The sequence below is a fragment of the Caulobacter sp. GW821-FHT09B08 genome (genome assembly GCF_059418225.1).
In genome coordinates, this window is record NZ_JBWKPL010000002.1 from 659,769 (window position 1) to 672,206 (window position 12,438).

The 12,438-nt window shown below is 68.0% G+C and carries 12 protein-coding genes; 3 read left to right on the top strand and 9 right to left on the bottom strand.

Annotation, left to right across the window (positions count from 1 at the left end; genetic code table 11):
• The first annotated feature begins 149 nt into the window (after positions 1-149).
• The gene (locus AC07OA_RS09355) at positions 150-1,337 is read left to right on the top strand and encodes a Yip1 family protein (RefSeq protein ID WP_494663522.1); all 1,188 of its coding nucleotides are present in this window, start codon (positions 150-152) and stop codon (positions 1,335-1,337) included.
• Here the strand turns inward: AC07OA_RS09355 and alr are convergent.
• The 7 genes from alr to rpsF all read right to left on the bottom strand — a co-directional run bounded on the left by alr (position 1,334) and on the right by rpsF (position 8,856).
• Positions 1,334-2,413, bottom strand: a complete 1,080-nt coding sequence (gene alr / locus AC07OA_RS09360; protein ID WP_494663523.1) for an alanine racemase — start codon at positions 2,411-2,413, stop codon at positions 1,334-1,336. The two genes, AC07OA_RS09355 and alr, sit on opposite strands and share 4 nt — an antisense overlap.
• 55 nt (positions 2,414-2,468) lie before the next feature.
• Positions 2,469-3,152 (bottom strand): MarC family protein, encoded by a 684-nt coding sequence (locus AC07OA_RS09365; RefSeq protein ID WP_494663746.1) that lies wholly within the window; start codon positions 3,150-3,152, stop codon positions 2,469-2,471.
• A gap of 90 nt (positions 3,153-3,242) precedes the next feature.
• On the bottom strand, positions 3,243-4,775 hold the full coding sequence (locus tag AC07OA_RS09370) for a replicative DNA helicase (RefSeq protein ID WP_494663524.1): 1,533 nt from the start codon (positions 4,773-4,775) through the stop codon (positions 3,243-3,245).
• 173 nt (positions 4,776-4,948) lie between these two features.
• Entirely contained in the window at positions 4,949-7,387 is a 2,439-nt protein-coding gene (locus AC07OA_RS09375; protein WP_494663525.1) for a TonB-dependent receptor plug domain-containing protein, read from the bottom strand.
• A 199-nt stretch (positions 7,388-7,586) separates the two neighbouring features.
• Complete coding sequence (gene rplI / locus AC07OA_RS09380) at positions 7,587-8,171, bottom strand: 50S ribosomal protein L9 (RefSeq protein WP_494663526.1); 585 nt, start codon at positions 8,169-8,171, stop codon at positions 7,587-7,589.
• Between the two features lie 13 nt (positions 8,172-8,184).
• Positions 8,185-8,460, bottom strand: coding sequence for a 30S ribosomal protein S18 (gene rpsR / locus AC07OA_RS09385; protein WP_029914647.1), 276 nt, complete (start codon positions 8,458-8,460; stop codon positions 8,185-8,187).
• Positions 8,461-8,475: 15 nt separating this feature from the next.
• Positions 8,476-8,856, bottom strand: a complete 381-nt coding sequence (rpsF, locus tag AC07OA_RS09390; protein ID WP_494663527.1) for a 30S ribosomal protein S6 — start codon at positions 8,854-8,856, stop codon at positions 8,476-8,478.
• Positions 8,857-9,092: 236 nt separating this feature from the next.
• Here rpsF and AC07OA_RS09395 point away from each other — a divergent pair, with 236 nt between their 5' ends.
• The gene (locus tag AC07OA_RS09395; RefSeq protein WP_494663528.1) at positions 9,093-9,635 is read left to right on the top strand and encodes a DUF2059 domain-containing protein; all 543 of its coding nucleotides are present in this window, start codon (positions 9,093-9,095) and stop codon (positions 9,633-9,635) included.
• Positions 9,636-9,725: 90 nt separating this feature from the next.
• Positions 9,726-10,382, top strand: coding sequence for a hypothetical protein (locus AC07OA_RS09400; RefSeq protein ID WP_494663529.1), 657 nt, complete (start codon positions 9,726-9,728; stop codon positions 10,380-10,382).
• A 3-nt stretch (positions 10,383-10,385) separates the two neighbouring features.
• Here AC07OA_RS09400 and AC07OA_RS09405 read toward each other — a convergent pair whose 3' ends face one another.
• Both AC07OA_RS09405 and AC07OA_RS09410 read right to left on the bottom strand, forming a co-directional pair.
• Positions 10,386-11,192 (bottom strand): sterol desaturase family protein, encoded by an 807-nt coding sequence (locus tag AC07OA_RS09405; RefSeq protein WP_494663530.1) that lies wholly within the window; start codon positions 11,190-11,192, stop codon positions 10,386-10,388.
• A gap of 70 nt (positions 11,193-11,262) precedes the next feature.
• Positions 11,263-12,375, bottom strand: coding sequence for a helix-turn-helix domain-containing protein (locus AC07OA_RS09410; RefSeq protein ID WP_494663531.1), 1,113 nt, complete (start codon positions 12,373-12,375; stop codon positions 11,263-11,265).
• Between the last annotated feature and the right edge of the window lie 63 nt (positions 12,376-12,438).

Consider the following 12,438-nt stretch of genomic DNA (forward strand, 5'->3'; position numbering starts at 1 on the left):
CCTGGGCGCCGCCCGCGCCAAAGGCGGACGTAGGTTCCGCCCGTCCGTCGATTACAAACCGTTACACAGAACCTTGTTCTCAATGTCGCGCAGGGCTGGCTATACAGAAACCGCGTCGGGGGACGTTCAGGATTCGCCAAGGAGGGCGCATGACTGTCATCGAACCCGGGAGCGCCTCGTCCGACCTGGTCGGCCGCGCCAAGCGCCTGCTGCTCTCGCCGTCTTCCGAATGGGACCGCATCGACGCCGAACCGGCGACGATCAAGGGCATCTACGTGGGCTATGTCTGCATCCTGGCCGCCATCCCGCCGTTGGCCGGACTGATCGGCGGACAGGTGTTCGGTCACGGGGGCTTCGGCTTCCACTTCAAGCCCGCGCTCGTGCCGTCGATCATCAGCGCGGTCCTGGCCTATGGGCTGAGCTTGCTGGCGACCTTCCTCGTGGCCCTGATCATCGACGCCCTGGCGCCCAGCTTCGGCGGCCAGAAGGACCGGGTCCAGGCGTTCAAGGTGGCGGCCTACAGCTACACGGCCGCCTGGGTGTTCGGCATCCTCGGGATCTTCCCGCCGCTGGGGATCATCGCGGGCCTGGCCAGCCTCTACGGCCTGTACCTGCTGTACCTGGGCCTGCCCAAGCTGATGAAGGCCCCGCAGGACAAGGCGCTGGGTTACACGGTCGTGACCATCCTCTGCGCCATCGTGATGTCGATCGTCATCGGCGCGATCACCGGCGCGGTGGCCGGAGCGGCGATGCTGGGCGGGATCAACCATGCGGCCAATGTCGGCACGACCACCGGCTCGGTCGAGTTCAACGGGACCAAGGTCGACCTCGGCAAGCTTGAGGCCGCGACCAAGCAGATGGAGGCCGCCAACAAGGCCGCCGCCGACGGCAAGCCCGTGCCCACCGTGCCGGCAGAGACCCTGAAGGGCCTGCTGCCCAACGACGTCGCGGGCTTCCAGCGCACCAGCGTGGAAAGCAATTCCGGCGGCGCGGGCGGCGTCTCGATGAGCGCGGCCTCGGCCAACTATTCCAAGGACGGCGGCAATTTCGACCTGCAGGTCACCGACATGGGCGGGATCGCCGGCATCGCGGCCTTGACCACGGCCATCGACGCCCAGTCCTCGCGCGAGACCGCCACCGGCTACGAGAAGATGGGCAAGGTCAACGGCCGGATGACCAACGAGGAATGGGACCGCGAGTCCAAGTACGGCAAGTATTCGGTGGTGGTCGGCGGCCGCTTCACGGTCGAGGCGCGCGGCAACGCCGACAGCGTCGAGGTGCTCAAGCAGGCCGTGGCTTCGGTGGACGCCGGACGGCTGGAGGCCCTGGCGCGCTAGCCGACGACGACGCGCCGCGCCCGGGGCGCGATGCGGGTCAGGAGTTCGTAGGCCGAGGTGCCGGCCGCCGCGGCGGCGTCGTCCACCGGCAGGTCGGGACCCAGGATCTGCATCATCGCGCCGGGGCGAGCGGCGTCGCAGTCGGTGATGTCGACGGCGATCAGGTCCATCGAGACCCGGCCCAGCATCGGCCGCAGGTCGCCGTCGAACCACACCGCGCCGCGCGGATGGGCGGCGCGCGGCACGCCGTCGGCATAGCCGGCCGCCAGTATGGCGATGCGGGTGGTGTCCTTGGCCACATAGGCCGCGCCATAGCCGATACTCTCGCCGCGCGGCACGACGCGGACCTGAAGGATCGGGGCCTCGAAGGTCGCCACGGCCTTGATCCGGGCGTCCGGCACGTCGTGCGGCCCGCCGCCGTAGAGGCTGATGCCCGGCCGGCACTGGTCGAAGTGGTAGTCGCCCCCCAGGAAGACGCCGCCGGAATTGGCGAGACTCCGGCGAGCGTTGGGGAAGAGGGCGGCGGCCTCGACGAAGCGCTCCAACTGCCGGGCGTTCAGGGCGTGCTCGGGCTCGCCGGCGCAGGCAAGGTGGCTGATCACCAGGCCGATGTTCAGGAACTTCAGCCGGTCCATGGCGCCGGTCAGCACCACGGCCTCCTCGGGACGAAGGCCCAGGCGGTTCATGCCGGTGTCGATGTGCAGGGCCGCGTCCAGCACCCGGCCGCGCGCGTGGCTGTTCCAGGCCTCGACCTGGGGCAGGCTGTTGAGCACCGGCGTCAGGCGGGCGGACTCGATGGCCGGGGCCGAGCCGGGGGTGACGCCGTCCAGCACGTAGATGGTCGCATCGCGGTCGCCCAAGTCGCGGCGCAGGGCCAGGCCTTCCGACAGGCGGGCCACATAGAAGCTGCGCGCGCCTTCGCCCCACAGCCGCCCGGCGACCAGGGCCGCGCCCAGGCCGTAGCCGTCGGCCTTCACGGCCGGCGCGATCTCGGTCCCGCCGGCGGCGGCCCGGAGCGTGGCGTGGTTGGACGCCAGGGCGTCCAGGTCGAGGGTGAGGCGGCTGGTTTCGGTCACGGGCCGGGACGTAGCCGAGCGCGCCGCCCAAGACCAGTGGAGATCGAGTGCAGCATCAATGCTTGGCCAGGAACTGCACGGCGAGGTTCTCGATGCCGCTGGCGACGATCTGCACGCCGATGCACATCAAGAGGAACGCCATCAGCCGCGACATCACCCGCGCGCCCGAAACGCCCAGGAACGACAGCACCCGGTCCGAGGCGCGGTACAGCAGCCAGACAAGCACCGCGATCACGGCGACGGCCGCGCCCGCACCGGTGAAGAACGGGATCGCCGAGGCGCCGCTCGCCGGCCGCTGGGAGGAGAGGGCGATGGCCACCGAGATCGCGCCGGGTCCCGTGGTGAAGGGCATGGTCAGCGGAAAGAAGGCGATGTCTTCCGGCTTGGTCAGCACGGGGGCGTCGTCGCCGGTCTTGTGCTCGGCATGGACCTCCGGCGACATCAGCAGCGCCCAGGCCCGGATCGCCACCACTAGACCGCCCGCCACCCGCAGGGCGCCCAGGCTGACCCCGAAGAAGTTCAGGATGTAGCCGCCCAGCAGCAGCGAGCCCAGCAGGATGCAGAAGGCGTAGAGCGCGATGGTCGGCGCCAGCTTGCGGCGGGTCTCGGCCGGGTGATCGACCAGGAGCTGGTGGAAGATCAGGGCCGAGCCGACCGGATTGACGATCGAGAACAGGGCCGGGAAGGCCAGCAGGAACGCGCCGACGGCCGTCGAGACGGGCAGGGGGCTGAATTCCATCTCGGCGACCTTGAGCAAGCGGACTTGAGAAAGGTCACCGTGACCCGGTTCGTCCGTTCACGTCAAACGCACTGGATCCCGTCTTCGTCGCTACTCGTCGTCGCCGCTGCGCATCTGGTGGAAGTAGTGGTCGCGGGCCAGGTTGCCGAAGCGCGTGGTGTCGCTGTTGAACGACAGGCGCACGGTGCCGATGGGACCGTGACGCTGCTTGGCGATGATCACCTCGGCCAGGCCCTGCAGGCGGTCCATGTCTTCCTGCCACTGCAAGTGCTCGGGCGTGCCTTCGCGTGGTTCCGACCGGCCGACATAGTAGCTTTCGCGATAGACGAACCAGACCATGTCGGCGTCCTGCTCGATCGAGCCGGATTCACGAAGGTCGGACAGCTGCGGACGCTTGTCCTCGCGCTGCTCGACCTGACGCGACAGCTGCGACAGGGCGATGACCGGGCAGGCCAGTTCCTTGGCCAGGGCCTTGAGGCCCATGGTGATCTGCGAGACTTCCTGCACGCGGCTGGCGTTGGACGACAGGTCCGAGCCGGTGACCAGCTGGAGGTAGTCGACCACGATCAGGTCCAGGCCGACCTGGCGCTTCAGGCGGCGGGCCCGGGCGGTCAGCTTGGCGATGGAGATACCACCGGTGGCGTCGATATAGAGCGGGGCCTCCTGCAGATCGATGGCCGCGTCGCGCACTCGGCCGAACTCCGAGGCGTCGATCTCGCCCTTGCGAAGCTTGTCGCCCGACACGCCCGAGGCGTCGGCCAGCATACGCAGGGCCAGCTGCTCGGCGCTCATTTCCAGCGAGTAGAAGGCCACCACCCCGCCGCTGACGGTCTTCTTGGTGCCGTCCGGCTGGGGCTCCCAGGCATACTTCTTGGCGATGTTGAAGGCGATGTTGGTGGCCAGCGCCGTCTTGCCCATCGAGGGACGGCCGGCCAGCACGATCAAGTCGGAGGGGTGCAGACCGCCGATCTTGGTGTCCAGGTCGATCAGGTCGGTCGAGACGCCCGACATGCCGCCGTCGCGGCTGTAGGCCTCGGCGGTCATCTCCACGGCGCCGCGCAGGGCGTCGCCGAAGCTGACGAAGCCGGAGCTGGCGGTGCCGCTTTCGGCCAGGGTGTAGAGCTGCTGTTCGGCCGCCTCGATCTGGTCGCGGGCCGGCAGCTTGACGTCGTCCTTGCCGACACCGCCGTGGGCCGTGGAGGCGATCTCGCCGCCGATGCGGATCAGGTCGCGACGCAGGGCCAGGTCGAAGACGGCGCGGGCGTAGTCGCCCACATTGGCGGCGGGCGGGGCGCGGTCGACCAGGTCGGCCAGATAGCGCAGGCCGCCTAGCTCGTCGAAGGCCGGGTCGTGCTTGAACTCGTCGGCCAGCAGGATCGGCTCGGCCAACTGGCCCTTGCGGATGTGGGTCTCGATCGAGCCGAACAGCCGCTGATGGAAGGGCTCGTAGAAATGGCGGCCTTGCAGGCTGTCGGTCAGGCGCTCGTAGGCGGCGTTGTCGTACAGCAGCACGCCCAGAAGCGCCTGTTCGGCCTCCAGGTTGTGCGGAGCAACGGCGACGACGATGTCGCCCATCGGGGAGGGTGGGCGAAGGTCTAGAGCAGGAACGAGAGACATTGGCACAAGTTAACGCGACGGCTGTGAGCGCGCGCGGCTTGCATGGCCGAACGCGTCAGATGAACGGGGATGTTCTGTGTATGTTTTGAAGCCCGGATTCGACAGAAGCGGACGTAGAAAAAGGGGCGCGACGGTCATCCGTCACGCCCCTTCGGCCTTAGTTCAAGTCGGTCAGCGACTTACCAGCTGTAGCTCAGACGCGTGTAGAGGAAGCGGCCGTTGAAGCCGTAGGGCGAGAAGTTGCTGAACGGTCCCGCGCCGCTGGTGTTGAGGTTCGGCGGCACCTGGTTGGTGTACTGGTCGAACAGGTTGTCGGCCCCGGCCGACAGGGTCAGACCGATGGGGAAGCTGTAGCGGACCTCGGCGTCGATCACGCCGCTCTTGCCGGTACGCCAGTCGGTGCTGCCGTCATTGGCCGTGCCGGGCGCCAGGACGTCGCCATAGAAGGTCGAGCGCAGGGTCGCCCCCCACTGGTCCTTCGTCCAGTCGCCCTGGAAGGTGACCTTCTCGCGCGGCGTGCCCTTCTCGAAGCGCAGGGTGGCCTGGCGGGCGAACAGCGACTGGGGCGTGGCCAAGGTGGTGGTGACCGGGGTCTTTTCCACGTCGAAGTCGTTGACGTTGGCCGCCAGGGTCAGGTCGAACACGCCGGCCTGGTCGTCGTGGATCCGGTAGCGCGCCACCACGTCGATCCCCTTGGTCGAGGTGTCGACGCCGTTGATGAAGAAGCGCGCGGCAGTCGTGCCGTAGGGGGCCAGAAGGGCGCCGATCTGGGCGGCGTTGGGGTTGGAGGCGCCCGGGGCGTTGGAGAACAGCTCCGACAGCACGATGCGGTCGTCGACGTCGATCCGGTAGCCGTCGACCGTCAGCTCGAAGGCGCCCTTGCGATAGACCAGGCCCAGCGAATAGTTGGTCGATTCCTCGGCCTTCAGCGGCTTGCCGCCCAGGGCCAGGCCCACCGGGCTGATCGAGGGATAGGTCCCGGATTCGAACGGCACCAGCACCGTGCCGCCATTGCCGTCCGGCTGGGCGACATAGGTGATCGAGGTGGCCGTGTAGTACTGCTGCTGCAGGCTGGGGGCGCGGAAGCCGGTCGAGACCCCGCCGCGCAGGGCGAATTCCGGGGTGAAGTCGTAGCGCGCGGTCAGCTTGCCGGTCGTGCTGGAGCCGAAGTCGGAATAGTCCTCGTAGCGGCCCGCCACCCCGAAGCTCAGTTTCTCGGTCAGCTTGCCTTCCAGGTCCAGATAGACGCCCACGGCGTGGCGGTCGACATCGACGGCGTTGCTGGGCGCGAAGCCGGTGAAGCCGCGCGAGCCGAAGGCGAGGGTGGGCGAGACCGTGCCGCGGGCGTAGGAGGCCGGTTCGCCGGCGTTGATCTCGAAGCCCTCGCGACGGGCTTCCAGGCCGAAGGCCACGTTCAGCGGTCCGGCCAGGCCGACCTCGACCTCGCGGCTGGCGTCCAGGCCGAAGGTCAGCTGGTCGTAGGTCAGGCCGCCGGCCTTGAAGCTGTGCGGCGAGGTGGGGCCGTACGATGGGTTCAGGGTGTTCTCGACCCCGAAGTCGATGTCGTTCTTGCCGTAGACCAGGTTGGTGTCGATCTTGAACCCGCCCAGCTCGCCGCGCAGGCCGGCGGCGGCGGTGACGTCCTCGGTGTCGGTGGTCAGCAGCGGCAGGTAGCCGTTGGGATAGACCGAGATGATGTTCTGGCTGCTGTCGGTGGGCAGGCGGAAGCTGGCGGCCGAATTGGCGTCGCGCTGCTGATAGCCGTACCAGCCATAGGCTTCCCAACCGGCGGCCAGGGGCTTGGCGGCGTTCAGATAGACCGAGACGTCCTCGGTCTTGGGATCGCCGGTCCGGCCGGTGATCCGCGAAGGCGTGACGCGCGGGTCGTTGTCGGCGCGGTTGGTGGGATCCAGGTCGCGGTACTGGGCCGAGACGGTCAGGAAACCGTCCGAACCCAGCTTGAAGCCCTGCCAGGCGGCCACGGTCGCCGAGGCGCCGTCGGTGATATTGTGCTTGCCGCCGTAATAGCCTTTGAAGCTGGTGACGTACTCGCCGTAGGTCACCGTCAGGCCGCCGCCGTGGTCGGCCTCGCGCAGGCGCAGGTTCACGACCCCGGCGATGGCGTCCGAGCCGTACTGGGCCGAGGCGCCGTCGCGCAGCACCTCGATGCGGTCGATGGCGCTGGACGGGATGGCGTTCAGGTCCACGGCGGCCGAGCCGCGGCCGACCGAGCCGTTGACGTTGATCAGGGCCGAGGTGTGACGGCGCGCGCCGTTGACCAGCACCAGGGTCTGGTCCGGACCCATGCCGCGCAGCACCACCGGGCGGATGGCGTCGGTGCCGTCGGTGTTGGACGGGCGGGGGAAGTTGATAGACGGCACGGTGGCGGCCAGGGCGGTCGAGATGTCGGTCGCGCCGCGCTGCTGCAGCGCCTTGGCCGTGACCACGTCGACCGGCGCCAGGGTGTCCAGGCGCGAGCGGCCGGTGGTGCGGGTGCCGGTGATGACCACCTCTTCGACCGAGGCCGCGTCGTCGGTCGGCGCGGCGTCCTGGGCGTGGGCGGCGCCGGCGACGGCGACCAGCGACGTGGCGGTCAGCAGGAAACTCTTGAAACGCATGTGCGAAATCCCCTCGCAAGGCTTCCGAGGCTCGAGGCCTTTTCTTCCGGAAGCGGAGGAGCCCGTCTCCCCCTTGGGAAAGGATGGGTATCCGTGCGTTCGCTCACAAGCTGAGCAATTCTAGCTAAAGGCGCAGAAAAAAACGGCGCGGATTTCTCCGCGCCGTTCTTCTAGTTTTTCTAAGACGCTACGCGGCCGATCAGGCTTCGTAGTGGTCGCCTTCGAACGAGCCGGCGCCGCCTTCCGCCATGTCTTGGGCGGCTTCGGCGTCAGCGGCGCGGTCTTCCTCGAACTGCGAGGCGATGACGTTTTCGCCGCGCGCTTGGCGATCGGCTTCGTCTTGGCTGCGCGCGATGTTGAGGGTGACCGTGACGGTCACTTCAGCGTGCAGCTTCACCTTCACTTCGTGGACGCCCAGCGTCTTGATCGGCTTGTCCAGCACGATCATCGAGCGGTCGACCTTGCCGCCTTCGGCCTTGATGGCGTCGGCGACGTCGCGGCCCGCGACCGAACCGTACAGCTGGCCGCTTTCGCCGGCTTGACGGATCATCACGTACTGGTTGCCGTCAAGACCTTCACCGGCCTTGCCGGCGTTCTCGCGGTTCTTGACGTTGCGGGCTTCGATTTCAGCGCGCTGAAGTTCGAAGGTCTTCAGGTTGGCCGAGTTGGCGCGCAGGGCCTTGGAGCGCGGCAGCAGGAAGTTACGGGCGAAGCCGTCCTTCACGGTGACCACGTCGCCGAGGACGCCGGTGCCTTCGACGCGTTCGAGCAGAATGACTTTCATCGTGGTGTCTCCCTTACTTCACGACGTAGGGGAGCAGAGCCAGGAAGCGGGCGCGCTTGATGGCCTTGGCCAGTTCGCGTTGCTTCTTGGCCGACACCGCGGTGATGCGCGACGGCACGATCTTGCCGCGTTCGGAAACGTAACGCTGCAGCAGCTTCACGTCCTTGTAGTCGATCTTCGGCGCGTTGGCGCCCGAGAACGGGCAAACCTTGCGGCGACGGAAGAAGGGGCGGCGGGCGCCGCCACCGGCGGCGGGAGCGCCGGCTTCGGGAGCAGTGGTATCGGTCATGATCTCTCTTCTCCCTTACGCGGCCGGCGCGAAGTCGTCGCGCGGGCGCTCGGTGCGCTCGCCACGTTCGCGGTCGCGACGGGCCAGAACCGGCGACAGTTCCAGGTCCAGCTCTTCGACGCGGATGGTCATGAAGCGCAGAACGTCTTCATTGATCAGCAGCTGACGTTCCATCTCCTTCACGGCCGCGGCCGGAGCGTCGATGGCGAGCAGGGAGTAGTGGCCCTTGCGGTTCTTCTTGATGCGGTAGGTGAGGTTGCGAAGGCCCCAGTACTCGATCTTGGCGATGTGGCCGCCATTCTCTTCCAGGAGGGTCTTCAGTTGCTCGTTGAGAGCTTCGGCCTGTTGCGGCGAGATGTCCTGCCGCGCGATGACCACGTGTTCGTAGAACGCCATGTTTTCCTTCTTCCGCTGTGGAAAGCGGCGCGGGCGACGGCGGAAGTCCGTCGACCACGATGGATCCTGCATGCCGAGCGGGAAATCCCGACCCAAAGGGCTGCGCGCAAGACCGCCTTCCGTGAGAGGGCGCGCTAATAGCCGAAAGGACGCGCGAAGGCAAGGAAAGCCTTGACCTTGCATCCCTGGGTGGTTTTGGGCTGACTGGCGACCAGTTGCTTTGGGGGACTTTTATCATGAAACGTCTGGCTGTCGCCGTTCTGGCGTCGCTGTGTCTCGCCGCCGGTTCGGCCCAGGCCCAGCAGGCCCCCGCGCCGGCCGGAGCGGTCGCGACGCCGTCTCCCAAGGCCCTGGCCCTGACCAAGCGCTACATCGCCGCCCTGCATGTCGACCAAACGATGAAGCCGATGATGCAGAGCATGATCGGCCCGATGCTGGACGAGCAGGCCAAGGCCTATCCCAACCTCACCGAGGCCCAGCGCAAGGCGGTCCGCGAGTCGGTCGAGGAGTTCACGGCGGGCGACCTGATGGACGATGTCCTGGAGCGCATGACGCCGGTCTACGCCACCACCTTCTCCGAGGAAGAACTGCAGGCGCTGGTCGACTTCTACGAAGGCCCCACCGGCCAGTCGATCATCGGCAAGATGCCCTCCATGGGGCCGGCCATGGCGCGGATCATGGTGGAGATGATGCCGGAGATCCGGACCAAGATGACCCAGCGCGTCTGCAAGAAGCTGGGCTGCGACAAGGCGCCGGCGCACAAACCCAACCGTTCGTAAACCGCCTCGAAACCGGTCATCGAATAAATGTCATACAAATTTGGCGGCCAAGCCCTTTGGACGCGAAAAGGCTTGTGCTATCCGGCGAACATGGGGTTTCGAAAGCTTGCATCCCTGATCACGGCCACGGTCGTGACCGCCGCCTGCGCCGGTTCGGCGACGGCGGGCGAGATGCTGCGCAAGCCCGACCTCTCGGTCTGGGGCGCCGACGGCCATTTCCAGGGCTATTCGGCGGCCCTGCCGATCGACCTCTCCAGCGACGCCGACAAGGCGATGTTCACCGCCCGGGTGGCCGGCGGCCTGGACGATCCGACCTATAATCTGGACCTGAAGCTGGACCAGAAGCCCGACGAGGACAGCCAGGCCAATCGCGCCCTGGGCCTTGGCGCGTCGTGGAACGCCCGCGAGGCGGCGATCCGCTCGTCCCTGGCCCGCTCGTTCGGCTTCGGCCTGCTGCCCAAGACCAACTATGTGCGTCTGTCGATGGACATGAACGCCACCCAGCCGGTCTATCTGCGCGGCCGCACGCCGGTCACGCGAGCCAATGTCCGCTCCGAACTGACCCTGGACGGCCGCCCGGTAGCCTCCATCGCCCTGGGCGGCGGCACCCAGGGCGACGAGGGCGTCGATCTCTGCCTGACCCGGCCGTTCGACATCCCCGCCGAGTTCACCGTCAGCCTGCGGGCCGCCGACGAGCGGGTCCAGGACGGCCGCCTGATGGTCAAGCTGGTGCGGACCACCTGGTAGGCCCTAGGCCGCCTTCGCCTCCGGAACGATTTTCTCCACCTTCGGCCGACGCACCGCCGCGGCGAACCGCGCCAGATATTGCGGGTCCTCGGTGCCCATCATCCGGTCCCACCAGGTGAAATAGAGCCCGTAATTATAGCCGGCCCGGGCGTGGTGCAGGTCGTGATGGGTCACGGTCGTCAGCCAAGGCAGCAGGGGGCGGCCGTCGCGCGTGGCGGGAAACAGCTCGTAGCCGCTGTGACCCAGGGTGTTGCGGACGATCTGGTGCAGCATGAACAGCCCCGCCACCGGCCACTGCGTCGGGACCAGCAGCATCCATAGTGGCACGAACAACGCGTTGATCGCCGCCTCGCCCAGGTCGAAGCTATAGGCGGTGAAGGGCGAGGGATTGTTCGACCGGTGATGGCGGCGATGGAAGGTCCGGAACAGCCGCCGGTCGTGGATCAGCCGATGGGTCCAGTAGAACCAGGCGTCGTGGGCCACGATCATCAGGACCAGGCTGGTCCAGAACCACGCCGGTCCCCATTCGCGAGCGATGTAGGGACCGGGCATCAGGCCGGCGCGGAACAGCCCGAAGTTCAGCAGGCCCACGGTCGAGAAGACCATGATCGAGCGGATCGAGCAGGCGAACTCGATCAGCAGCTGCCGCGCGGGCGGGCGGCCTTCGCGGATCTTGCGCCCGGCCAGGGGGACGGCGAGCACGACCCAGAGCGCCAGCCAGACGCCGACCGCGAACATCACGTAGCGGCTCACGTCGGTGAAGGCGGCGCTCAGCCAGCTTTCGGCGAAGGGGACAAGGAAGGACGGCATCGGGATCTCCTCGGATGGAATGGTCCGAGGAAGGCCCAGCGGCGCTCGCGCCGTCGCGCCGATCCCGAAATCAGGCCGATTTGTCGGCTTTCGGCGCGGGATCGGCGGTTTCGACCAGCCGCAGGCGGGCCGGGGCGGGCGTTCGGCCGGCGCGCCATTCGGTCGGGGTGACGCCGGTGGCGGCGCGGAAGGCGCGGTTGAACGGCCCCAGCGAGGCGAAGCCCAGGTCGTAGGCGATGGTCGAGATCGACTTCAGGGCCATGTCGGGGGCGGCGAGGGCGGTCTTGGCCGCCTCGATCCGGCGGCCGTTGACGTAGTCGGCGAAGTTGCGATGACCCAGCACGCCGTTGATCAGGCGGCGCAGGCGGTGTTCCGGCGCGCCCACCAGCGCGGCCAGGGCGGTGATCGACAGGTCCTCGCCGCGCCAGACCTCGTCCTGGTCCATGGCGGTCTCCAGGCGGGCCAGGACCAAGCGGTCGGCGGGCGTCAGGTCCAGGGCGGGCTTGGGCGGGGCGACGACGTCGTCCTCGACCCGAGGGGCCTCGACCAACAGTGGCTGGGGTCGCAGCAGGACCACCGAGGCGGCCACGGCCAGGACGGCCAGGACGATCGCCTGATGCAGGCCCGTGGCGTCAAACCACGGCAGGCCGGTGGCCCAGGCCACGTCCTCGGCGCTGAGCAGCAGCATGTAGCCGGCGGCGGCGACCATGACCGGGCCGCGCAGCCGGCGCCGCTCGATCACCAGGTCGCCCCGCCAGCCTCGCCAGATGACCAGCAGGGCGTGCAGCACCAGGGTCACCGAGGCCAGGTTGAAGACCAGCCAGAACGGCCGGCAGATCGCTTCGGGCAGGAACCGCGCCAGGGCCCACACGGCCACCAGCCCGGCGGCCGGCCATAGGCGATGGGGCGAGAATCGCCGCTCGTCGGCGAACAGGGCGTAGGCCAGCGGCCAGAAAAGACCCGTGGTCGCCACCGACATCGCCCAGATCACCGGATCGCCGTGGTTGACCCCATTCAGCCGCAGGCCGTCCAGCACATGGGCGATGGCGCAGAGGAAGAAGAGGCCGCCCACCCAGCGCATCGGCGTGGGCCGTCGGTCCAGCGCCAGGGTCAGGCCGACGACGCCAAAGCCGCCGATGGCGACGCCGCGCGCCAGGATTTCAAGAAGGACCGTATCGACCATGGCCGGACCCTAGCCGAAACGCGGGCACCCGTTGGGATCCGCCCGCGCCGTTTTCGAAAGAGG

What these genes read in the sequence shown, in the direction of transcription:
- AC07OA_RS09375 (WP_494663525.1), bottom strand. Translation starts at nt 7,387, where the DNA reads ATGCGTTTCAAGAGTTTCCTGCTGACCGCCACGTCGCTGGTCGCCGTC.
- rpsR (WP_029914647.1), bottom strand. Translation starts at nt 8,460, where the DNA reads ATGACCGATACCACTGCTCCCGAAGCCGGCGCTCCCGCCGCCGGTGGC.
- rpsF (WP_494663527.1), bottom strand. Translation starts at nt 8,856, where the DNA reads ATGGCGTTCTACGAACACGTGGTCATCGCGCGGCAGGACATCTCGCCG.
- AC07OA_RS09410 (WP_494663531.1), bottom strand. Translation starts at nt 12,375, where the DNA reads ATGGTCGATACGGTCCTTCTTGAAATCCTGGCGCGCGGCGTCGCCATC.
- AC07OA_RS09400 (WP_494663529.1), top strand. Translation starts at nt 9,726, where the DNA reads ATGGGGTTTCGAAAGCTTGCATCCCTGATCACGGCCACGGTCGTGACC.
- rplI (WP_494663526.1), bottom strand. Translation starts at nt 8,171, where the DNA reads ATGAAAGTCATTCTGCTCGAACGCGTCGAAGGCACCGGCGTCCTCGGC.
- AC07OA_RS09355 (WP_494663522.1), top strand. Translation starts at nt 150, where the DNA reads ATGACTGTCATCGAACCCGGGAGCGCCTCGTCCGACCTGGTCGGCCGC.
- AC07OA_RS09405 (WP_494663530.1), bottom strand. Translation starts at nt 11,192, where the DNA reads ATGCCGTCCTTCCTTGTCCCCTTCGCCGAAAGCTGGCTGAGCGCCGCC.
- AC07OA_RS09365 (WP_494663746.1), bottom strand. Translation starts at nt 3,152, where the DNA reads ATGGAATTCAGCCCCCTGCCCGTCTCGACGGCCGTCGGCGCGTTCCTG.
- AC07OA_RS09395 (WP_494663528.1), top strand. Translation starts at nt 9,093, where the DNA reads ATGAAACGTCTGGCTGTCGCCGTTCTGGCGTCGCTGTGTCTCGCCGCC.